General features: G+C 40.6%; 17 protein-coding genes. 6 read left to right on the top strand and 11 right to left on the bottom strand.

The genetic code is table 11. The annotated features are described in order from the left end of the window. Positions 1-76 precede the first annotated feature (76 nt). Genes WAA15_RS20615 through WAA15_RS20625 form a run of 3 tightly spaced genes read left to right on the top strand, consistent with a single transcriptional unit; the run spans position 77 to position 2,197 of the window. Entirely contained in the window at positions 77-463 is a 387-nt protein-coding gene (locus WAA15_RS20615; protein ID WP_337044730.1) for a PqqD family protein, read from the top strand. A 25-nt stretch (positions 464-488) separates the two neighbouring features. After that, positions 489-1,508, top strand: a complete 1,020-nt coding sequence (locus WAA15_RS20620; protein ID WP_337044731.1) for a hypothetical protein — start codon at positions 489-491, stop codon at positions 1,506-1,508. Continuing rightward, on the top strand, positions 1,505-2,197 hold the full coding sequence (locus tag WAA15_RS20625) for a glycosyltransferase family 2 protein (RefSeq protein WP_337044732.1): 693 nt from the start codon (positions 1,505-1,507) through the stop codon (positions 2,195-2,197). Before WAA15_RS20620 ends, WAA15_RS20625 begins: the two co-directional genes overlap by 4 nt. 26 nt (positions 2,198-2,223) lie before the next feature. On the opposite strand, the gene WAA15_RS20630 is transcribed toward WAA15_RS20625, so the two are convergent. Next, complete coding sequence (locus tag WAA15_RS20630) at positions 2,224-3,507, bottom strand: DUF5690 family protein (RefSeq protein ID WP_337044733.1); 1,284 nt, start codon at positions 3,505-3,507, stop codon at positions 2,224-2,226. A gap of 543 nt (positions 3,508-4,050) precedes the next feature. On the opposite strand from WAA15_RS20630, the gene WAA15_RS20635 reads away from it, so the two are divergent. Continuing rightward, positions 4,051-5,034, top strand: a complete 984-nt coding sequence (locus tag WAA15_RS20635; RefSeq protein WP_337044734.1) for a pyruvate dehydrogenase complex E1 component subunit beta — start codon at positions 4,051-4,053, stop codon at positions 5,032-5,034. 56 nt (positions 5,035-5,090) lie between these two features. Here WAA15_RS20635 and WAA15_RS20640 read toward each other — a convergent pair whose 3' ends face one another. The 3 genes from WAA15_RS20640 to WAA15_RS20650 form a co-directional block, all read right to left on the bottom strand. Continuing rightward, positions 5,091-6,176, bottom strand: coding sequence for a hypothetical protein (locus WAA15_RS20640; RefSeq protein ID WP_337044735.1), 1,086 nt, complete (start codon positions 6,174-6,176; stop codon positions 5,091-5,093). Positions 6,177-6,288: 112 nt separating this feature from the next. Continuing rightward, on the bottom strand, positions 6,289-7,062 hold the full coding sequence (locus tag WAA15_RS20645; RefSeq protein WP_337044736.1) for a hypothetical protein: 774 nt from the start codon (positions 7,060-7,062) through the stop codon (positions 6,289-6,291). Next, on the bottom strand, positions 7,040-7,594 hold the full coding sequence (locus tag WAA15_RS20650) for an RNA polymerase sigma factor (RefSeq protein ID WP_337044737.1): 555 nt from the start codon (positions 7,592-7,594) through the stop codon (positions 7,040-7,042). Before WAA15_RS20650 ends, WAA15_RS20645 begins: the two co-directional genes overlap by 23 nt. Before the next feature lie 195 nt (positions 7,595-7,789). Between WAA15_RS20650 and WAA15_RS20655 the strand changes: the two genes are divergently transcribed. Both WAA15_RS20655 and WAA15_RS20660 read left to right on the top strand, forming a co-directional pair. After that, complete coding sequence (locus WAA15_RS20655; RefSeq protein ID WP_337044738.1) at positions 7,790-8,905, top strand: family 20 glycosylhydrolase; 1,116 nt, start codon at positions 7,790-7,792, stop codon at positions 8,903-8,905. A 7-nt stretch (positions 8,906-8,912) separates the two neighbouring features. Then, positions 8,913-10,100, top strand: coding sequence for a DUF5009 domain-containing protein (locus tag WAA15_RS20660; protein ID WP_337044739.1), 1,188 nt, complete (start codon positions 8,913-8,915; stop codon positions 10,098-10,100). 55 nt (positions 10,101-10,155) lie between these two features. On the opposite strand, the gene WAA15_RS20665 is transcribed toward WAA15_RS20660, so the two are convergent. The 7 genes from WAA15_RS20665 to WAA15_RS20695 all read right to left on the bottom strand — a co-directional run bounded on the left by WAA15_RS20665 (position 10,156) and on the right by WAA15_RS20695 (position 20,207). Then, entirely contained in the window at positions 10,156-11,115 is a 960-nt protein-coding gene (locus WAA15_RS20665; RefSeq protein WP_337044740.1) for a glycosyl hydrolase family 18 protein, read from the bottom strand. Between the two features lie 23 nt (positions 11,116-11,138). Continuing rightward, the gene (locus WAA15_RS20670) at positions 11,139-13,307 is read right to left on the bottom strand and encodes an alpha-galactosidase (RefSeq protein WP_337044741.1); all 2,169 of its coding nucleotides are present in this window, start codon (positions 13,305-13,307) and stop codon (positions 11,139-11,141) included. A gap of 1 nt (position 13,308) precedes the next feature. Next, positions 13,309-14,685 (bottom strand): alpha-L-fucosidase, encoded by a 1,377-nt coding sequence (locus WAA15_RS20675; protein ID WP_337044742.1) that lies wholly within the window; start codon positions 14,683-14,685, stop codon positions 13,309-13,311. Between the two features lie 77 nt (positions 14,686-14,762). Then, positions 14,763-15,806, bottom strand: coding sequence for an isoaspartyl peptidase/L-asparaginase family protein (locus tag WAA15_RS20680; RefSeq protein ID WP_337044743.1), 1,044 nt, complete (start codon positions 15,804-15,806; stop codon positions 14,763-14,765). Between the two features lie 150 nt (positions 15,807-15,956). Further along, a complete protein-coding gene (locus WAA15_RS20685; protein ID WP_337044744.1) occupies positions 15,957-17,393 on the bottom strand; it encodes an alpha-L-fucosidase in 1,437 nt (478 codons plus the stop codon). 112 nt (positions 17,394-17,505) lie between these two features. Further along, positions 17,506-18,930: a glycoside hydrolase family 125 protein gene (locus WAA15_RS20690; protein WP_337044745.1), complete on the bottom strand. Its 1,425-nt coding sequence runs from the start codon at positions 18,928-18,930 to the stop codon at positions 17,506-17,508. Positions 18,931-18,971: 41 nt separating this feature from the next. Continuing rightward, on the bottom strand, positions 18,972-20,207 hold the full coding sequence (locus WAA15_RS20695; RefSeq protein WP_337044746.1) for an ROK family transcriptional regulator: 1,236 nt from the start codon (positions 20,205-20,207) through the stop codon (positions 18,972-18,974). Between the last annotated feature and the right edge of the window lie 228 nt (positions 20,208-20,435).

A 20,435-nucleotide genomic window follows, 5' to 3' on the forward strand; every position in this document is an offset into this window, starting at 1 on the left:
GGCACAGTTTGTGCAATAGGTCTATTTTTTTTACTTTCTTGTGAATTATTCTTAACTTTAACACTACATAATATTTATGCAAACTTCGTTTTACACCGTTGCTACCGGTGAAATTGCTTTTGAACAATTCGACAACCAAACTATTATCCTGAATGCTGCTAAAGGTAGCTATTATGAACTAAGTGAAACTGCTAATTATATCTTCGACTTTATTCAAAAAGGTTTAAGCAACCTACAAATTGTTGAAGTAATTGCAACAAAATTCAATATAGCAGTGGAAGAAGTTTATAACAATGTACAAGAGCTGCTTGATACACTCATTGAAGAAGAAGTAATTACAGCGGTAAGCGTTTCGCCTGCACAAACAACCGACACCCAAGCCGCAGTTTTGCAGATGTCTTCTTTTCAAAAACCATCTATCAGAATTTTTAACGATTTACAGTCGTTATTGAAACTGTATTAATTTTTGCCTTTCCGACCTAATGTGTGTGAATGTTGTTCAGGCTGAAAACTTTAGCCTCATAACTGATGAAATAAAAAATTACGCCAACATTACTCATTGCCGTTATTTTAGTGTAGACACCAATACGTTTTGCATTAAAGGCGATGGCTCTGTTGATAATTTTTGTCGGTCGCTCCAATTTATTGAAGAAAGTTACTGCCCAAAACCGGCCTTAACTATTCTGCAATTAAATGGCTTAAAAACCATTACAAGCTCTGTTTTACAAAAAATGTTTAAAGCACTTGTTGAGCAACAGAATAGTTTCTGGCAAGAAGATGAACATTATTGTGCATGGTTTGAGTCGAGTTTTAACCGCTTCACTTTTTTTGATAAAAAACAACACATTTGCTTACATTGGGTCGAAAATGTTAATACTATTCATAAAGGTTTGTTTAGTATTCCGTATATCCATGTTTTTTCCCGATGGCTCAGCCGCGAAAAATATGTCTTTATACATAGTGCAGGCATAGGCCACCAGACCGGAGGTATTTTGCTACCCTCAAAAGGTGGCTCAGGTAAAACTACTACTACGCTAAGTTGTATTGGCTCTGGCCTGAAAACCATTGGCGACGACTTCATTCTGCTTAACTACCATACCTTCGAGGCTTTTAATTTATATTCGGTAGCACAGTTTGAACGCAATCATGCCATTATTGAAAATCGCCTGAAACACTGCATTGCTCCTTATAATAGCCATACAGACGAAAAATATCAGGTATACATGGCCGAACACCTGCCTGATTTTCTCATAAAATCGTTTCAGGTAAAAGCTATTGTTATTCCGAACTTTACAGGTGAAACAAACACCATGATTCAACCTGCTGATGCCGGAAAAATTCTGCTTGGCATTGCTCCTTCAACCATGTTTGCTTTAAAAACACCTATGAGCTATTTGTCGGTATTAGGTAATGTAAGCCGCCAACTTCCGGCCTATCAGATTAACACAGGCACCAAATTATCAGCTATTTCTGAAAGCCTTCAGCAACTACTATTAACCTTACCATGAACAAACCAGCCCTGAGCGTTATTATTCCGTGCTATAATTCAGAAAAATACATTCGCGCTACGCTCGAAAGCATTTTTGTGCAGCAAACTGCTATTTATGAAATTATTGTTATTGACGATGCCTCAACAGATAATACACCAGCAATTCTAAAGTCTTTCCCACAGATTCGTTACTATCAACAACAGAATCAGGGGCCTTCTGTGGCCCGAAACTATGGTTTACAATTAGCCCAGAGTGATTTAATTTGTTTTCTTGACCATGACGATGTACTGGCGGCAAACAAGTTTGAGATTCAGCTACGTTTTTTAGCGCAAAACCCTGACGTCGATATTGTAATGGGGAAATCGAAATATTTTAAGGATGACGACCTCAACGACCCAGCCCATGAAAGCCATTTTTCGGTATTGCTAGGAGCTTGTATTTTCAGAAAAGCTGTATTTACCAAAGTGGGCCTGTTTGAAGCTGATAACTGGTATTGTCAGGATTTTGACTGGTTTTTAAAGGCTTTTGAAAAGAATATTCCTATTATTCGTCATGATGATTTAATGTTTTATCATCGATTACATGAGACGAACCTATCAAACAGACGACCACAGGCCAGACTTGATATTCTGAAAATGCTGAAACAGTCTATTGACCGCCGCAAAGAACTGGAAAACTCGTTTGTATACCCAGCCCTAAATGGTTAAATTCAGCTTTAACTGATTAATGTAGTTTACGCCTTTTTATGATTATTAAGGTTTTTATGGTATAAGTCCAGATTCCAGACCGATATACCTATTAAAGCCACATAAATTACTGAAACAGCATAGGAGAGGTAAATAAAAAAATCAAGATAGTTGATTTCCTTCTGAAAAAAATTCTTGTAGAATAACACCAGAATACTACCCAGATAGGCGTAATAATCGGCAAAGGTTATCAGAAACCCTACTGTACCTGACTGCCTGAATGCGGCAATCATACGTTCAAAATATAAGCTATTACACATGGCATAAGCCATATACAAACCTAAACCTAACAATGTCAGCCATGAAACAGGCGACAATACCCCCTGCTGATATAAAAAAGTACTCAGCCCGATAAGCACCCCACCTAATAACATTAATCCCTCAATGATAACAAAAGCACGGTAATTATTCTGAACCCACCGCATGGCAGCCATAATCAGTAATACGGCTATGGCAATAGGGATTTCGGTTTGTGTAAAAATGGCTGAGTTATTACCATAGCCAAGTGTTTTCCAGAGTTCGGGGGCGAAGTTATCCCGAAATTCGCGAAAAGTAGTGAGTAAAATATAAGAAGCTACAAAAATAGAAAGGCTCACGGTAAACTGCCCGATAAAGGCGCGCCTGTCGGCTTTTTGCATAGGTTTGCGTTCGCTACGGCTCTCTTGGTCGGTCTGGTTAGGTGGTGGTATCTGGCTCATTAGCCAAACACAACAACCAAACGGAAGCAGCATAATAGCACAAGCCACGAAAGGCATCCAGAACTCACTTATATTAAGCGTTACCATTACCCATTTGCCTATACTTTTGGCAAAGCCCGACCCCATAATAAAAGAAGCCGTCAGTACTGCTACCAGCAGGTCGGTTACCCTGCGGCCTTCCAGAAAACCTAGCATAATTCCATACACCATGCCTAAAGGTAAACTCGCCAGAAAAATAAATACAAGATTATATGGGGCTGGCACCCATGCAAAAAACAGGTAACACACCCACGAAGACAGAATAATTATGATTAGGTTTTGCGCCCGACTAGATGGTTGCATTTCAGATACATACTTGATACCCAACCCTTTAGAAACTGCAAAACCCAATACCTGCGCTGTAATAATCAGGATTTTGTAATGTACTCCAAAAAATATCAGGGTATCGTAGGTGGCAGCCGTATATGCCCGCCTGAACGGATAAAAACACAAATAGGTAAAAAAAGCAGCCAAAGAGGCAAAAATTGTAAATGCAAAAGAATTATTGGCTAGGTAGGCTTTTAACTTAGTCATAAATTAATGAAGTGTAGGGTTGGGGGAATCCTGATTAAGTTTATACTTCAATTAAAGTTAATGCAGGAAACACATAGGTGCATATTATTGCAAATATGAAAATTCTGGTGTAATTACCTAACAAAACCTCGTGCTATTTTATAAAAAGACTTTGCTATTGCCTAACTAGTGCTTTAACTACTTAATATATATCTACGCATAACTTTCTGGAAAATAGAACATAACCACAAGCATAAAAACAGTTTTTGATAGAGCCTTTTTGGGTGGCTCTTCATAGGCTGCCAGACGAGTAACAGACACCCAATCTTCAAGGAAAATGCTTTTTCTGAAAAATATTTTCCATTAAAATTATAAAAAAACTTCAAATACAGGTAATTTTGCAAGAGATGAAACTATGTTTCAACCTTAACAAATGCAAATTTGTTATATCAACAAACTTTTTATCGAAAAGTATATCCATAAATAACATTTACTGGTTAAAATCAGGCTTGTAAACATAGGTATCTGGTTTTACACCAAAAAGTTTTTTTATTCTAAGCCAAAATGAGAGAGATACAATTCAGAGAAGCCCTACGCGAAGCCCTTTCAGAAGAAATGAGACGCGACGAAAATGTATTTTTGATGGGGGAAGAAGTAGCCGAGTACAACGGTGCATATAAAGTAAGCCAAGGAATGCTGGACGAGTTCGGTCCGAAACGTGTTATTGATACGCCTATTGCCGAATTAGGTTTTGCAGGTATTGGTGTAGGGGCAGCAGCCAATGGTTTACGTCCGGTAATTGAGTTCATGACCTTTAACTTTTCGTTAGTAGCTATTGACCAGATTATTAACTCTGCTGCAAAAATGATGGCTATGTCGGCTGGTCAGTACACATGTCCGATTGTATTCCGTGGCCCAACCGGTAACGCCGGCCAGCTTGGTGCTCAACACTCACAAAACTTTGAAAACTGGTTTGCCAATACACCCGGCCTTAAAGTAGTAGTGCCTCATAGCCCTTACGATGCCAAAGGTTTGTTAAAATCATCAATCAGAGACAATGACCCTGTTATTTTTATGGAGTCAGAGGTAATGTATGGTGATAAAGGTGAGGTTCCTCAGGAAGAATACCTCATTCCGCTTGGCAAAGCCAACGTAGTTCGCGAAGGCTCTGACGTAACCATTGTTTCGTTTGGAAAAATGATTCCGCGCGTGGTGTTACCAGCTATTGCAGAATTAGAAAAAGAAGGTATCAAGGCTGAACTGATTGACTTACGTACCGTAAGACCTATCGACTACGCTACTGTGGTTAATTCGGTGAAGAAAACAAACCGTTGTATTGTAGTTGAAGAAGCATGGCCACTAGCTGCCATCTCTTCTGAAATTGCTTACCATTTACAACGTTACGCGTTCGACCATCTGGATGCTCCGGTGATTCGTGTAAACAACATGGATATTCCTTTACACTATGCGCCAACCTTAATTGAAGCTACGTTACCAAACATAAAACGTACTATTGACGCCGTAAAAAGTGTGATGTATAAAAAGTAAGAATTTGCGCGTATTTTATATACCAGAGAATCCCCGATACCTTCGGGGATTTTTTGTTATCGGCCCACCCTGATACCAAAGGTTGTCAGGTTCTGCGACCATCTCAAATCCTGCATTTCATAGGGAGGGAAATTACTTTGAGCGGTATGGCTCTGAAAGAAATTATTGATGTCGCTCTCCAGAAAAAACGTAAACGCTTTATACCCCACGTTCAGTATCAGGCCGTATCGGTAAGGGTTATCTTTACTTCTGATAGGTATTTTTGCCTCCCGTTGATTAATGTTTTTAATTTCCGAGAAAATCTGGCTTCCACCTATCAAAGTACCCAGATACGCCCCAAAACCTACATGAAGTGTTTTCTGGTTTTTGGCCCCATAAAAATTCACAGTAGGGATAATCTTGAAATCGGCATAAAACAACGACTGATTATAGGTACTAACCGGATTACGCTTGGTGTTATCAGAACTAAGATAATTTTCAACCGTATAATAGTTTCCATTAAAGGCAGGTCGATAAATAGCAACCGTATCGAAAGCAATACCATTATTTTTATTATTACCCCTTAAAAGGTATGATGTATTTTTTGTGCTTATATTATTTAAATAATACCAGCTTATATCAAATCCATAGCGGAGTAAAAACTCTTTGTTACCGGTTCTGATAAAACTCTCCTGTCTGATAAGCCCAATACTCAAATTTGGTGAAGACCATGTTTTCTGTTTAAAAAGTTCGGCTGTATTCTTGTACAGGCTATAAGTGGCACTGCCTCTTTGCAGGTATCTGACAGTTGTAAAGCCAAAGCCAAAATTAAGCGAAGTGTTTCGGGTTAAGCGTTGCCAGGGAGTCATGTTTTCTAACTCATTCTGTTGTGTGGTTTCTTTGGTATAGGTATTACCCTCATAATCCTGCCTGATACTTCTTCTTACATTAGAAGGCATTTCTTCTAAATCCTGATTCATCTGCTTCACAATTCTGTTGAGGTCGTACTTCTCCAATGCCTTCAAATCTTCTCTGGTAGCTCCCCACAGCACTATTTTCTTTCTCTTTCCTATATTAACAATGATTGAATCTATCTCTATTGATGCCAAAGCATAAGCCTCAGTACTTAAGGTTAGAAGCAAGAGAAAAAAAATCTTTTTCATCGTGGAAACATCCATTAAAGGTCAGTCATATAAAGTTACCTGAGGGCAACACTCCTACGTAAACAACAGTTGTAAGTTATCGTAAACACAGGCTCATGGCATGTAAATGCGTTTATTTAATTGTAGAATCGGCGGGCGCAGTTTCATTTTTAAAACTTTGCTTCACAAATGCCCATATTTTACTTGGTTTGGGGTCTGAAGTCTCAGGCGTTTTCTGTACCTGCTTTGCTAAACGTGCCTGACGGCTTTTCTTTTTTTCTTTCGGAGCTATTACGTAATCTTGTTGGTCTTCAGGAATTTCCAGAATAGCCACACGCTCACGTTTGGCAGGGGCTGGTGCAACATTTTTATCAGTAACCTTAGGTCTGAAAATAATAGGTGCCTCAAATATAACCGGACGCACAAAAGCGGGTTCGTTACGGGTTGTTATATCGGTATAACTAAATTCCTGTTCGCCTCCCTCTGTTGTTATCATGTTATCGAACTCTTCGTTAGGTAGTTCGCTTTCTACTAGAGCATTATTATCGGTTTCTTCATTTACAGGCCGCATTAAGCGTTTGTGTGGAGTATTTCTAGAAACAGGTGTTTGCGCTTGTTGCGATGCCGCAACAGGCTTTTCAGAAGAAGGCACTTGCGTAGATTTAGTAACAGGTTGTTGAGGTACTGAAGCATTGACAATAACAGGTTTTTGTCTTAATAATAAATATCCATTCAGCAAGCCTACCACAACAATACTCGCAGCCATCATTTTCCACCAGATAGATGGGCTTTTCTTTTGCCTTCTCTGTTCAACGCGTTGCCAAACCTCACTTTTATTCCATTCAGGAGTAAAGTCAGAGTTGTCGAGATTTTCTCGGATTTTATTATAAAATTCCTCTGTTTGCATGACTTTTATCGGTCATTAATATTTTCTTTTGTAAAAGTTTACGGGCATGATTCAACTGCGACTTTGAGGTTCCTTCGCTGATATGCAGTTGTTCAGCAATTTCCTTATGCGTGTAACCTTCAATGGCATACAGGTTAAATACTGTACGATACCCATCGGGTAATTCGGCGATGAGCCGATAAATTTCTTCCGTCGAAATCGTATCCAGCACATTATCATCAATCGGCACTTCGATTGCCTCACTTTCGGGCATCAGATGAAAACTGGTTTGTTTTCGTAGTAACATCAGAGATTCGTTTACTACAATTTTCTTCATCCATGCTTCAAAAGACCTCATGCTGTCGAATCTGAAATTGACAATACCATCAAATATTTTCAGAAAAGACTCCACCATTAAATCTTCGGCCAGCATACGCTCACGTACATATCGATACGCAATCCGATACAAAAAGCTGCCGTAATGCTCAAAAATTTCCTTTTGAGCACTAGCGTCTTTCTGTCGCAGACGTTCGATTGTAGAGGTTAGAACCAAGTTTAAATGGGGCTTTTAGACTTAATGCAGAAACCTGCTAAAAAGTTGTATGGACAAACAAAAAAAAATGCCTAACTACCGAAAATATTTGGTTATGCTTCTTCAATTGCTCACAAAGCACATCTCAGCCGGATTTGATTTCATTCAAATATTGCCTAACTTGTAAACTGTTTCAACCCTCAATCAAACTACTTTATGCCTAAGCAAATTTCTTTGTTTATAGCTATTATCTTGCTCATGTCTGGCAGGGCAGCCATAGCCCAATCGAAGATTGATAGCCTTTTACCCATACGTGGGTTCTGTATTGCAGCGCCACAACCTAAGCAATTAGATACTTTTATAAAATTTATTAATGAAGAACTAGCCCCAAGAAAGGTCAATACTCTCATACTACGTGTAGACTGGAATTACCGCTTTGAAACCCACCCCGAACTGCGCGATAGCATTGCGCTGTCGAAACAGGAGGTAAAAAAACTGGTAAGGGCCTGCCAGAAAAACAATATCCGTGTTATTCCTCAGATTAACCTGCTAGGGCATCAGTCATGGGCTAAAACTACCCATAATCTGCTAAGGGTATACCCCGAATTTGATGAAACACCGCATATAAAAATGCCTGAAAAATACGTGTGGCCTAATGCCGACGGACTCTACTGCAAAAGCTATTGCCCCCTACACCCCGATGTACACAAAATAGTTTTTGCACTGGTTGATGAAATATGTGATGTATTTGAGGCCGACGCTTTTCATGCCGGAATGGATGAAGTGTTTTATATAGGCGATGACAAATGCCCCAGATGTGGAGGCAGAGACAAAGCCGAGTTATTTGCCGGAGAGGTAAATAAAATCAGAAATCATCTGGCACTAAAAAACAGAAAATTATGGATTTGGGGTGACCGCCTCATTGACGGCAAAACCACGGGTATTGGTATGTGGGAAGGAAGTTTTAACAACACCCACAGAGCCATTGACCTGATTGAGAAAGATGTTATGATTTGCGACTGGCACTATGAAAGACCCGACCAGACAGCCGTATATTTTGCTACAAAAGGGCTAAACGTAATTACCTGCCCATGGCGTAACCCTAAAAATGCGGTACTACAAACGCAAGACATGGTAAGGTTCAGGAAGTCGGTTACGCCTGTGATGAAAGAGCGTTTTCAAGGAATGATGCAGACCGTGTGGTCTGGTGCAGGCCAGTTTCTGGATGAATTCTATGGCGTAAAAGTAAACCCTGATGCCGGAGAAAATACGCAGTCGGCGTGTTTTAAAGCAATGTTTGATGAAATTAAGAAAATGGAAGACGGTAAATAAGAAAACTATGGAAATATCGCTGAAACGTATCGCATCTATTGATGTCTTTCGGGCATTAACTATGCTTCTGATGATTTTTGTAAATGATTTCTGGACACTGACTGGTATACCCGACTGGTTGCAACACTCCGAGGCGCATATCGATTTTCTGGGCTTTTCGGATACCATTTTTCCGTGTTTTCTGTTTATTGTAGGTATGTCGGTTCCGTTTGCTATAAAGGCCAGAATAGCCAAAGGAGAAAATAATTTTCAGATAATTAAACATATTGTATTACGGTCTGTTGCCTTATTGGTAATGGGACTTTTTACAGTAAATATCCCTGAAATGTACGAGGCTGCCACAGGTATACATAAAGCCGTTTTTCAGATAAGCGCAGTGGTTGCTTTTTTCCTTATCTGGAATGTTTATCCGAAAAGCGAAGGCTCTAAAAAGTATATTTCTCTAATACTACAATTGGCAGGAGTTAGCATTTTGCTTTTTCTTGCGTATCGTTTCAGGGGCGGAGATGGAGGCGAAAAGGCAGAAGTAATGAAAACCCATTGGTGGGGCATTCTGGGACTTATTGGATGGACTTATCTCACTTGTGCTATTTTGTATCTATTCTTTCATAAAGCCAATAGTATTTTAATTGCCTGCTGGGTATTTTTTACATTTATATGTATTGCTGGTCATGCAGGGTGGTTACATCGCCTCTGGCCATCAGGCCCTAACGACTGGATTCTGGGAAATGGGGCTTTTTCTTCCTTTACTTTTGCTGGTATATTAGCTACCCTTCTGCTTGAGCGTTTCTATACTACTAGCCATAAAACCAAACTTGTGTACATTTACCTAGCCATTGGTATTCTGATGCTTGGCTTAGGCTTATTCATGAGGAATTTCTTTATTATCTCGAAGATTTATGCAACTCCAACATGGGTATTTCTTTGCTCCGGCATTGCCTTTATTACTTATGCCATAATTTATTGGTTAGTAGACTTACAACATAAAGCACATTGGTTTTATATAATAAAGCCGGCCGGAACAAGCACGCTCACCTGTTATCTGATACCTTATATTATTTATTTTGTTCCGCTGAGCCTTCCGGTAAGTTTAACTTTCGGTATAGTAGGGTTATTTAAATCTCTATTATTTAGCTTGCTGGTTATTGGCATTACGGCTTTACTTGGCAAAATCGGAATAAAGTTAAAAATATAGTATATCAATTTTTACACCCTCTATCATAGCGAAGAGGGTGTAAAAACGAATATTTTTATTTGCTTCTCTGAATAGCTTTCAGCAGAGAGGTATCGTCGGTTGTGTCAAGAGCTATCTCCCAAATCATTACCCCTCCACAGCCACGTTGTTTAGCTAACTTTGTTTTGTTTTCAATGGTAATAGTACCATTATAAAACGAACCCTTCCAGTAATCGTCATAAGGGCTTGCGCCATCTTTTATTAAATCGCTATATCCGGGGCCATAGTTACCCATCCCTTTTTTAGCATAGAAGGGTAATCCTAATACCGCTTTGTGTGCAGGCAAGCCACGCTCTTTTATCCAGTAGTCGAGACTTTTTAATGCCAATGAATAGGGCGAATGCGCCACTACATAACTTGGGCCATAGTCAGCGTCATAAGCCATTAGGTTTAGCCAATCCATTTTATCGAATGCAGCTTTCTTGATACCCCCGCCTTTTACTCCGTAAGAAATAACAGCGGCTGTTAATTTTTTACCTTTTTTATGCAGCGAATCAGCCAATTCAGAAACCAGACTCACATAATGGTCGGCCGACGGGCTGTCTTCGTCAGGGTATTCCCAATCAAGGTCTACACCATCTACCTGATACGTTTTCACAAATTGCATAACATTTTTCACGAAAGTATGGCGTCCTTCAGGGCGTTCGGCCATTTTATGAAAACGGGTATCATCTCCGCCACCATCACCAATACCCCAGCCACCAATCGATATAAAAACCGATTTCTTATGCTGGTGGGCTATTTTAACCAGTGTTTTAAGGTTTTCTGGTTGGCCGAGTGGCAATAGAGTATCGCCCGATTTGGCAGGAATCGCAAATGAATAGTTAATATGTGTCAGCAAGTGCATAGGGAGCTTTTCAGGCGGAACGGAGGGGGTGTAATACCCTACCACCTTAAAGTCTTTGCTTTGTGCCAGTGAAGACACCGTTGTGAAGTGGATAAGCACTAGGGAAAGTAACAATAATTTGATTTTCATTTTTCTTGGTATTTGGTTAATATTTATTCAATTACAAGCCAAGTATAGCCCTCGGCAGGTAACTGAACAGTAAGTTCTATGGAGTAATCTCTGTTAAGTTGATAAATAATGGCTTTACCGTTTTCGGTTCTGACTTTGGCCTCTTTGCTTAAGCCGGTATAATAAAGCGGCAACTTAATTTTACGGGTAACAGGTGTTTTTAATGGATTATATAACATTGCCAGACCTTTTACTGGCAATGCAGGATTTACGTGCATAATGCCGTCCCAGTCTCTGCCATCGGGGCGGCGTAGGTGTATAATATCGGCATTCAGAATATCACGGTATTTTTTATACCAGTTAATGGTTTCGATTACTACTTGTTTGGTGGCATCGGTATCATACAGGCGTGGCCCACGATAACAAGCCTGCACACCCGCGCCATAATACTGCATCATTAACTGTTTGTAGTCGTTCAGATGCTCATTTAGTGGTTCCAGTACGGCCTCTGCTCCCCCACCCTGATACTTGGTAAGTGGCACAAACCCCCAACCCATCGACGGGATTTTATCCCATGTACCGTCAAAAATGTTTTGTCGGTTCAGTATTTTCTGTTGCTCTCTCGACAACGAAAAGTTTACTTCTCTATACCCTAAAGCAATTTTGTGAGTGCCGTCCAGAAAATACCAGTCAGGCGCATTAATATACACCCCACGTGCATTAAGCCATTGATAAAACTCTTGCTGCATTTGCATCTGTACCCATTGTGAATCATCTAAACCTTTATGACCTGGATGCTTGGTAGAAGCACAAACATCGCCCGGATAAGGGCCGTCATGCTCAAGCAAATCAAAGCCTGTTTCGCTGATAAACTTCTTCAGATTATTGATATAATTAATGCCCCACTTACTTGCCAGACACGGAGCATTCCCGAAGAAAGCACCCTTGTCGGGCAGCCCTGTCACGGGGTCTATCACATCATTTTCATCATCAATTCTGCGGCTACTAAACAACGAGTACCCACCTAGTTTAATACCCTTGCTGTGCGCATAATCGGCTAGCGCTCTGAACTTTTTTATGTTTGCCTCCGATGCGTCTTCCATATTTAACCCACTACCGAAACTTAAAATAACCATTTCATAACCCGTTTCGGCGCATTGGTCAATTACCTTTTTAACAGTAATGGGGTCGGTACTAATGAGGTGCATAAAAATAGGGTTCTGGGTGGTCCAGGGGGCAATGGTCCGGTACATTTTCCGGCGGGCGAGTCCGTTTCGTTCTCTGTCATAACTATCTAGCAACAACTCATACGAGCGCAGAGATTTGTAATTGTTGCCCGACGCCAAATCAATACCTACGCCTAAAGTCGGGTATACCTCAACCACACAGGGTGTTTCATAATTGTAATTTACCTGAGAAGTATAGGAGCTATCAATTTTCCAGTGTGTGGCTTGGTCTGAAAGCTCATAGCGCATGGCATTATTATAGGCATAGTTATTTTCGATGTAGAGCTTCTGGGGCTTTTTCATCTTTTCGGGCTTACCTACTACTGCCGATTCTTCCTCGGGCGTAGCTAGTATCTCATTAACCACTTGTGTGATTCTGAAAGTAGTACTGGCTTTATTCTGGATGCTTACCCATTTGCTCAATAAAGGAATGCCATCAAAGATTTCGTAATGAACGGCCACCTCAATATCCTTTATTGCGGGTAAATCAGAACTAAAAAACAATGTTAGGCTTTTACCCGTGGGTAGGTGTTGGTTGGCTGTCCAAGTGGTAGGCTTCCAGTTGAAATGCGGCTTTACATTACCTGTTTCGTACCGCCTAAACTGGAAATCATTGTTCTGGCTTGTGAAGGTATCAATCCATTCTTCCAGCAGATACCCGTGTTCTTTCTGACCATACAACCCGCCGACATTATATGATTTACCATTAATAACTACGCGCGCTTCTGGCCTTACTGAACGAACAAACTGTTCGTTAGTAGTCAGATTTTTAAGGCTAACGGTAGCGGCATTCGGGCTTATTCTTATCTGACGCGAAAGCAATCCGTTAGTAATTTCGAGTAATTTACCATTGTTCAGTAGCTTTACCTCACTTTTTTGGGTAAATGGCTCAATGAGCCAGTCTTTGCTTATATTCTGAGCAAATAGGCTATTAACTGTTAATAAGATAGTAATTAACAAGTAGGTCGGAGTCTTGTAGGATGTCATGTTATTTCAGCGCATCGGTGAGTTCATAAGTCCAAGCATATTGGCACGGAATAGTATTCGGGTTTACCTGTGGTGCCATAATAGTAAGTACCTTGTTTTTGTAGGTAAATTTTATGTCTCCATCAAACCCAAGAAGCTTAATTTTTGTTGGTTTCTCAACATTTTCAACAGTTATGTTTTCCTGCCATTTACTGGCAATTGCATAAATATTTTTGCCTTTTTGCGTAAAATGCAGCTTTGATTCTTTGGTATAAGCAGGGGCTTTATCCCACTTACGTGTGCCATAAATGGCAAAACCATTAACTTTGAGCCAATCGCCCATTTCTTTTAGGCGTTGTTGCATAATTACCGGAATGCGCCCATCGGCTGTTGGCCCGATGTTTAGCAGAAAATTACCGCCACGAGCCACAATATCTACCAATTGATGCACCAATTGCTCGCCTGTCTGATACACTTCGAGGTTTTCATTACGATTATAACCGAACGATTCCCCTATGCCTCTACATTCTTCCCAAGGTCTTGCAAAGCCATTGGTTGGTGAGTTATCGGTTCCGCCATGTCCATATTCAGAAGTATAAAAACTACCGTGTTTGCTTTTGGTATCGTTACCCCAGCGGTCGTTTACAACAACCGAGTTTTTTACGGGCGAGTCGTTGTAAAGCCATGCCAGAAACTCTTCACTTTTCCATGTTTTGGCGGGGTGGTCCCACTCACCGTCAGTCCAGAGAATATCAGGTTGATAGCGCGTTACCAAATCTTTCATTTGCGGAATCATCCGTTCATTCACATAGGTGTTTACATCACTTTTATAAACCGGATTAAACCACTCGTATAAAGAATAATAATAGCCCATGTGCAGGTTTTTAGCCTTTACGGCTTTTGATAAATCGCCGGCTAAATCTCGGTGCGGGCCTACATCTACGGCATTCCAGTTCCACGATTGTGGGCTTGGCCAAAGCGTGAAACCCTCGTGGTGTTTAGAGGTAAGTACTACATATTTTGCACCTGCCTGTTCAAATATTTTAGCCCAATCGTCGGGTTTAAACAGTTCGGCTCTGAATTGCTGAACAAAATCCTGATAAGAGCTTTTACCATAATTTTTTTCATGAAATTCAACAAATTCTTTATGGATTTTAAGATTCGGCGCAAACAGGCGTTGCCAGTACCATTCGGCATAGCCACTTCCGAACCCGTCGGCGTTTGAGTTAGTTGCCCATGCAGGCACCGAATAGATACCCCAGTGAATAAAAATACCAAATTTGGCATCTTCAAACCAAGCTGGTGTCTGGCGTTGGTCAAGGCTTTGCCAGTTGGGTTGATACTGTGCGTATGTTTGTAAACATAGCAACGTTGCAAGGATTATCAGATACTTTTTCATGTGAATAGGGAGTGAATATAGTTGTGGCACGCTTTTAACACGTGCCACGGTAAGTTTATAGGATATAAGTTTGTTTTTTACTTAGGGAAATGGCTCTTTGCCATGTATACTTTTCCGCCGTCGTCGGCATGAGTAACCGAATAGCTAAAGCCATGCTGAATAGAGTAGGCTCCGTACTCACCCTGCTTGTTGATGGCAATAAAACCTACCTGAAAGCCTTTTGCCTTTTCGGGGTTTATTTTCACGATGCGTTCAACTGCAATTTTGCAGGCTTCTTCGGGTGTTTTACCTAAGCGCATCATTTCTACAACCAGATGGGTTCCTGCTACTCTGATTACTTCTTCGCCCTGACCCGATGAAGTAGCTGCACCAATTTCGTTATCGACAAACAACCCTGCACCAATAATTGGGGAATCACCCACGCGGCCGTGTAGTTTGAACGCCATTCCGCTGGTTGTGCAAGCACCTGAAAGATTACCCGAAGCATCGAGTGCAATAGTACCCATGGTGTCATGGTTAGGAGTGCCGTCGTCGAAATAGCTTGGTGCAAAAGGCCCGCCGCCCGATTTCTTGGCTTTTATCTGTTGCTGCTCAATATTAATTACAGGTTTATATTCAGATTTTTTCAGCCATTCTTTATAGGTTTTTTCAGCATCGGCCGATAGTTTGTCGGGTTCTCTTTTAAAACCGTTAGCCAACGCAAATTGTAAGGCACCATCGCCCACAAGCATTACGTGTGGAGTAGTTTCCATTAATTTACGAGCTACCGAAATAGGGTGTTTAATATGTTGCAAAAAAGCTACTGAACCACAATTGGCTTTTTCATCCATAATACAGGCATCAAGCGTTACCTTTCCATCACGGTCGGGGTTTCCTCCGAGTCCTACGCAACAATTAATGGTATCTTCAATTGAATTAGCGGCTACTTCTACGGCATCTAAAGCACGTCCGTTTTTGTTAAGCACTTTCCATGCTTCGGCATTTACTGCCAGACCGCTGTCCCACGTTGAAACAACAATGGGTTTATTAGCTACCGTTTTTTTGTTTGAAAAAGCCTTGGTTACCGACATAAAAGGTAAGCTCAAGGCCGACCATCGAATAAATTTTCTTCTTGATTGCATTAGTTTGTTGCTTTTAGGTTATGAGAGTAGGCGTATTAATAGTTATAAATTTCCTTTAAATATACTTATATCATTTCAAAACATTGGTAAAAGTAATTATGAGGTATTGATGTCTGCATTATTTCTCAAAACTAAAGTTTATGCGTATTATTATTGTCTGACAATTTTTAATACCCAAGCATAACTGTTACCAGTGGTTTTTCTTACTTTTTCAGGAATCTGCACTGTTACCTTCCCATCTTTTGCTACCCATTTCAGTTTTTCATTATTACCCAGTAAACTTATTAATGTGTTTTTCGATAACGCCAGATTTCCGATTTCGATACTTGCCGGAAGTGCCTCGCCTTCGTCGGCCCTATAAATGGCATAGGTAGTGTTGGCATTATGTGTAAAAACGAGCTTATTTTGTTTCCCTATTTCGTTGTCTCCTCTGGTATTATAAATGGCTTCGCCGTTTTGCTGCATCCATTTTCCGATTTCTTCCAAACGCTGATATGCCTCTGCATGAAAATCTCCTTCGGGACTTGGGGCAATATTCAACAGCAAGTTACCATTTTTCGATACTACGTCGGTCAGAATATGTATTAATTTTCGGGCAGGTTTGAAGTTTTCTTTCGGTATATAACTCCATGAGTCACCCATCGTCATACAGGTTTCCCACGGTATAGGCATGTATTTATCTGGAATTTGCTGCTCAGGCGTAACATAATTTTCAAACTCTCCGCTTACGGTACGGTCAACTACCAACAAACCCGGTTGATGCCCCCTTGCCATTCTGGCGATACGCGCCATGTCGATGTCCTGATCGAACGGAATTGTTCTTTGCCACGAAACCGAAGAATCAATTGTACTGAAAGGGCGTACCCAGCCTCCATCTAGCCATAAAATATCCATTTTACCATAATCGCTCATCAATTCTTCAATCTGATTATAAGTAAATTGTTTGAAGCTCTTCCATTTTTCAGGGTATTTTGCCGGATGATACGACGGATTACGGTCTTTAGGCGGAAAATAAGACCACCAGTAATCGTTAGAATGCCAGTCAGGTTTTGAAAAATACGCTCCTATCATGAAACCATCATTACGAAAAGCACCGAATACCTCTTTTGCCACATTACTTTTGGGGTTTGAAGCAAAAGGCGTATTGGTAATTTTATAGTCGGTTTGTTTGGTATCAAACATACAGAAGCCATCATGATGCTTGGTTGTAAAAACCACGTATTTCATTCCCGCATTTTTAGCGGCAGTGGCCCATTTTTCAGGATTAAACTGTACCGGATTAAAAGTTTTGGGCAGGTTTTCGTAAGCCTTTTTGTATTCATACCAGTTATCTTTATAAGGGCCTTTACGTTCGCACCAGCCTTCATCTTCAGGGCAAAGGCTCCAGCTTTCTACAATTCCCCACTGGCTGTAAGTACCCCAGTGCATCATTAAACCAAACTTTACATTTTGCCACTGATTTAGTTTTTGTTTCACCTGAGGGTCTGCTGGCACCACATATTTATCATGGTTTTGTTCAGAATGCTGCTGTGCCAAAAGTGTCTGTCCGAAAATGGCCATCAGGCCAATCATTACCGTTTTTTTCATTTGTTCAGAATTTGGGGCAAGTAAAAATCAAAGCAATACCCATTGCTTTCATTTACCTTTTCCGTACTTGTTGGTTTGTAATGTTATTATTTTTACAGCCTGCTATAAAATCTTAAAAAGTTTGCTTTAACAGGTGTGGGCGTTCGCGCTCAATTTTCAGCATCAGTTCTCCGAAAAGGGTATTGGCCCATGCAAACCATTTGCGGGTAAATTTACTGGCATCGTCTTTATCGAACGACTCGTGCATGAATCCTGTATTAGCGTGCGTATTTTTCAGAAAATGCAGTTGTTTACTAATTTCTTGGTCATTATTTGAGGTCATAGCACGCATGATGATACTCATGGGCCAGATTTGATTAACCAGTGTATGAGGGCTACCGATACCCTCGGCCGCTTTGCCCTTAAAGAAGTAAGGGTTACTGTCGCTCAGTACGAACCGACGCGTGTTCTGGTAAATGGGGTCGGTTGCTTTTACGGCACCCAGATACGGAAGGCTCAGCAGGTTAGGCACATTGGCATCGTCTTGCAAGAGGCAATTCCCAAAGCCATCAACCTCCATAGCATAGATTTGCCCGTATACCGGATGTTTTATAATGGCGTTTTTCTTTATAGCTGCCTCAACCTGATTAGCAAATGCTGTACATTCGTTTGCAAAGGTGGCATCTTTAATAACTTTCTCTGAAATCTCGGCTAGTTGTCTGAAAGAGACTACTGCAAACAAATTGGACGGTATCAGAAACGGATACATTGTGGCGTCGTCAGACGGGCGGAAGATACTATGTATTAAACCATTTGGTTTGGTATTATTACCATAGCCATTTCCTGGCACTGTATCTGTCGACCACGAGGTGGTTCGTCCGAAATGGTATTTACCTCTGCTAGTCAGGCGTTGTTGCTCGTGGCAGGTGGCTATTATCAGTTTGGCTGCCTGTAACCATTTTTCATCAAAAACGCTAACATCGCCAGAGGTTTTCCAGTAATGGTAAGCCAACCGAACAGTGTAGCAAAGTGAGTCCAGCTCCCATTTTCGTTCATGGAGTTCGGGTTTCATTTCTGTATGGTCCGACATCCACTCTGACTTCCCTGCTCCATCGTTAAACGCATTGGCGTAGGGGTCAATTAATATACACTCGGCCTGGCGGTTAATTACCCCTGCAATAAGTTCTTTCAGGCGATTATCTTCTTTGATTAAAGGTAAGTAGGGCCATACCTGTGCGGTGCTGTCTCGCAGCCACATGGCATGAATATCACCTGTTATTACAAAAGTATCAGGCCGGCCATTTTTAGTTTTAAAGATAACCGTAGTATCCAGCGTATTCGGGAAACAGTTTTCAAATAACCAAGCCAGTTCGGTATCTTTAATCGACGATTTCATTCGCTGAATAGTAGCTTCGATAAGCGCACTGGTAAAATTTCTTTTTTCAGCAGGCACACGTACCGTCGGGAAATCGGCAGCGAAAACAGGGCTACCTGCCATAATGCCGATTCCGGCCAGAGAGGTGGTCTTGATAAAATCTCTTCGGTTGAGGTTTTGCATTGACTAGAGAACTTTATAGATATGTCATTAAATGAAACGCCTTATACGGCTTTCAGCAGGTTTTCTACTACATAGGTATGAACGCCATATATCTTGGCATTTTCGCCTAGCTGTGAAATTTCTATTCTTAAATCTTCTTTGAAGTCGGTTAAACAGTATTTATTAATGGCGTGTTCAATCGGGTTAACAATCAGTTTCTGTGCCTTTGACAACACCCCGTCAATAATAATTATCTGCGGGTTAAACAAATGCACGGCAATAGATAACCCCTTGCCTAGCTCAAGGCCGATGTTATGAATAATATCAATGGCGAAGGCATCGCCTTGCTGGGCGGCTTCAATAACCATTTCCAGATTTATATCTTCGATTTTGTCTTTATATTCGCCTAGTTTCGATACTTTCCCTTGCCGCAAGCCATCTTTAATATTTTTAAGTAGCGACGAAGCCGAGGTAATGGTGTCAAGGCAGCCTACTTTGCCACAGGTACACAGCACACCGTCAGGGTTTACCTGAATATGCCCCAACTCGCCTGCAAAGCCCGAAGCTCCATCGAAAATTTCTCCATTCACCACAATACCTAAACCAATGCCCCAGTCAACATTAATTGATAACACATGGTGTTTTCCTTTGGCTAACCCAAAACGATACTCGCCAAAGGCTGTTGCTTTTGAGTCATTAATAACGTATGCCGGAAGTTTGAAATGCTCTTCGATAGATTTCCCCAACGATTTGTTCTCGCTGTTAAGGCTTTTATAGGTGTAGTTAATACCTGTGTTTTTATTTACAAGCCCCGGAATAGACACCCCCAATGCAATCAGTTTTTTGCCTTTGGTAATTTTTTGTTCAATTACATTATCGACCAAGCCAAAGAGTGTTTCAAGAAACGAAGGATTGTTTTTTAGCTTTAAATCAAACACCTGTGTAAATACTACCTGATTACGTAGGTTAAGAATAAATACTTTGGTATCGTGGGTATTGATGTCGAGCACCATCACGAACTTTTCTTTCGGATTAATACCGTAGATAGCAGGGCGGCGGCCTTGTTTTGAAACCCCAAAGCCGGTTTCAATAATCCATTTTTCTTCCACTAGCTCTTCAATGAGGGCTGTTATAGAGGGGATACTGATATGTAATGAATGTGATAACTCAGAAATGGTGTTCGTTTCATTAAAATACAGTTCTGAAAGGATTCCTTTTTTTTGCCTATTCTTTTTTATATCAATGACCGACTCTTTGCTGGTCACTTCAATTTCGTTTTCTAGGGTTGGTTCTGACATTTCTTTATTAATAAGGTTAGGCCCACACTACGCTATTGCTGGAGTTGGCAGCAGTAAGCAAGCATGTAGATAGGAGTGATTTAAGATTAGGATAAAATATTTTAATAGTATATAGTAAGCAATTTATCAAAAAAAAGGCAAGACTATGTGCTTGGTAGGCTCTTTTTTGTAAATCGAGCCTAAATATCATATAAAATTTATTAACATTACATATATTTTTAAAAAAAT

The organism is Emticicia sp. 17c (assembly GCF_037153985.1).
Lineage (GTDB): Bacteria > Bacteroidota > Bacteroidia > Cytophagales > Spirosomataceae > Emticicia.

Excerpts from the sequence above, each read along its gene's own strand:
- WAA15_RS20670 (WP_337044741.1), bottom strand. The coding sequence starts at position 13,307 with ATGACATCCTACAAGACTCCGACCTACTTGTTAATTACTATCTTATTA.
- WAA15_RS20635 (WP_337044734.1), top strand. The coding sequence starts at position 4,051 with ATGAGAGAGATACAATTCAGAGAAGCCCTACGCGAAGCCCTTTCAGAA.
- WAA15_RS20645 (WP_337044736.1), bottom strand. The coding sequence starts at position 7,062 with ATGCAAACAGAGGAATTTTATAATAAAATCCGAGAAAATCTCGACAAC.
- WAA15_RS20675 (WP_337044742.1), bottom strand. The coding sequence starts at position 14,685 with ATGAAAAAGTATCTGATAATCCTTGCAACGTTGCTATGTTTACAAACA.
- WAA15_RS20685 (WP_337044744.1), bottom strand. The coding sequence starts at position 17,393 with ATGAAAAAAACGGTAATGATTGGCCTGATGGCCATTTTCGGACAGACA.
- WAA15_RS20695 (WP_337044746.1), bottom strand. The coding sequence starts at position 20,207 with ATGTCAGAACCAACCCTAGAAAACGAAATTGAAGTGACCAGCAAAGAG.
- WAA15_RS20660 (WP_337044739.1), top strand. The coding sequence starts at position 8,913 with ATGGAAATATCGCTGAAACGTATCGCATCTATTGATGTCTTTCGGGCA.
- WAA15_RS20625 (WP_337044732.1), top strand. The coding sequence starts at position 1,505 with ATGAACAAACCAGCCCTGAGCGTTATTATTCCGTGCTATAATTCAGAA.
- WAA15_RS20630 (WP_337044733.1), bottom strand. The coding sequence starts at position 3,507 with ATGACTAAGTTAAAAGCCTACCTAGCCAATAATTCTTTTGCATTTACA.
- WAA15_RS20655 (WP_337044738.1), top strand. The coding sequence starts at position 7,790 with ATGCCTAAGCAAATTTCTTTGTTTATAGCTATTATCTTGCTCATGTCT.
- WAA15_RS20690 (WP_337044745.1), bottom strand. The coding sequence starts at position 18,930 with ATGCAAAACCTCAACCGAAGAGATTTTATCAAGACCACCTCTCTGGCC.
- WAA15_RS20680 (WP_337044743.1), bottom strand. The coding sequence starts at position 15,806 with ATGCAATCAAGAAGAAAATTTATTCGATGGTCGGCCTTGAGCTTACCT.
- WAA15_RS20615 (WP_337044730.1), top strand. The coding sequence starts at position 77 with ATGCAAACTTCGTTTTACACCGTTGCTACCGGTGAAATTGCTTTTGAA.
- WAA15_RS20665 (WP_337044740.1), bottom strand. The coding sequence starts at position 11,115 with ATGAAAATCAAATTATTGTTACTTTCCCTAGTGCTTATCCACTTCACA.
- WAA15_RS20640 (WP_337044735.1), bottom strand. The coding sequence starts at position 6,176 with ATGAAAAAGATTTTTTTTCTCTTGCTTCTAACCTTAAGTACTGAGGCT.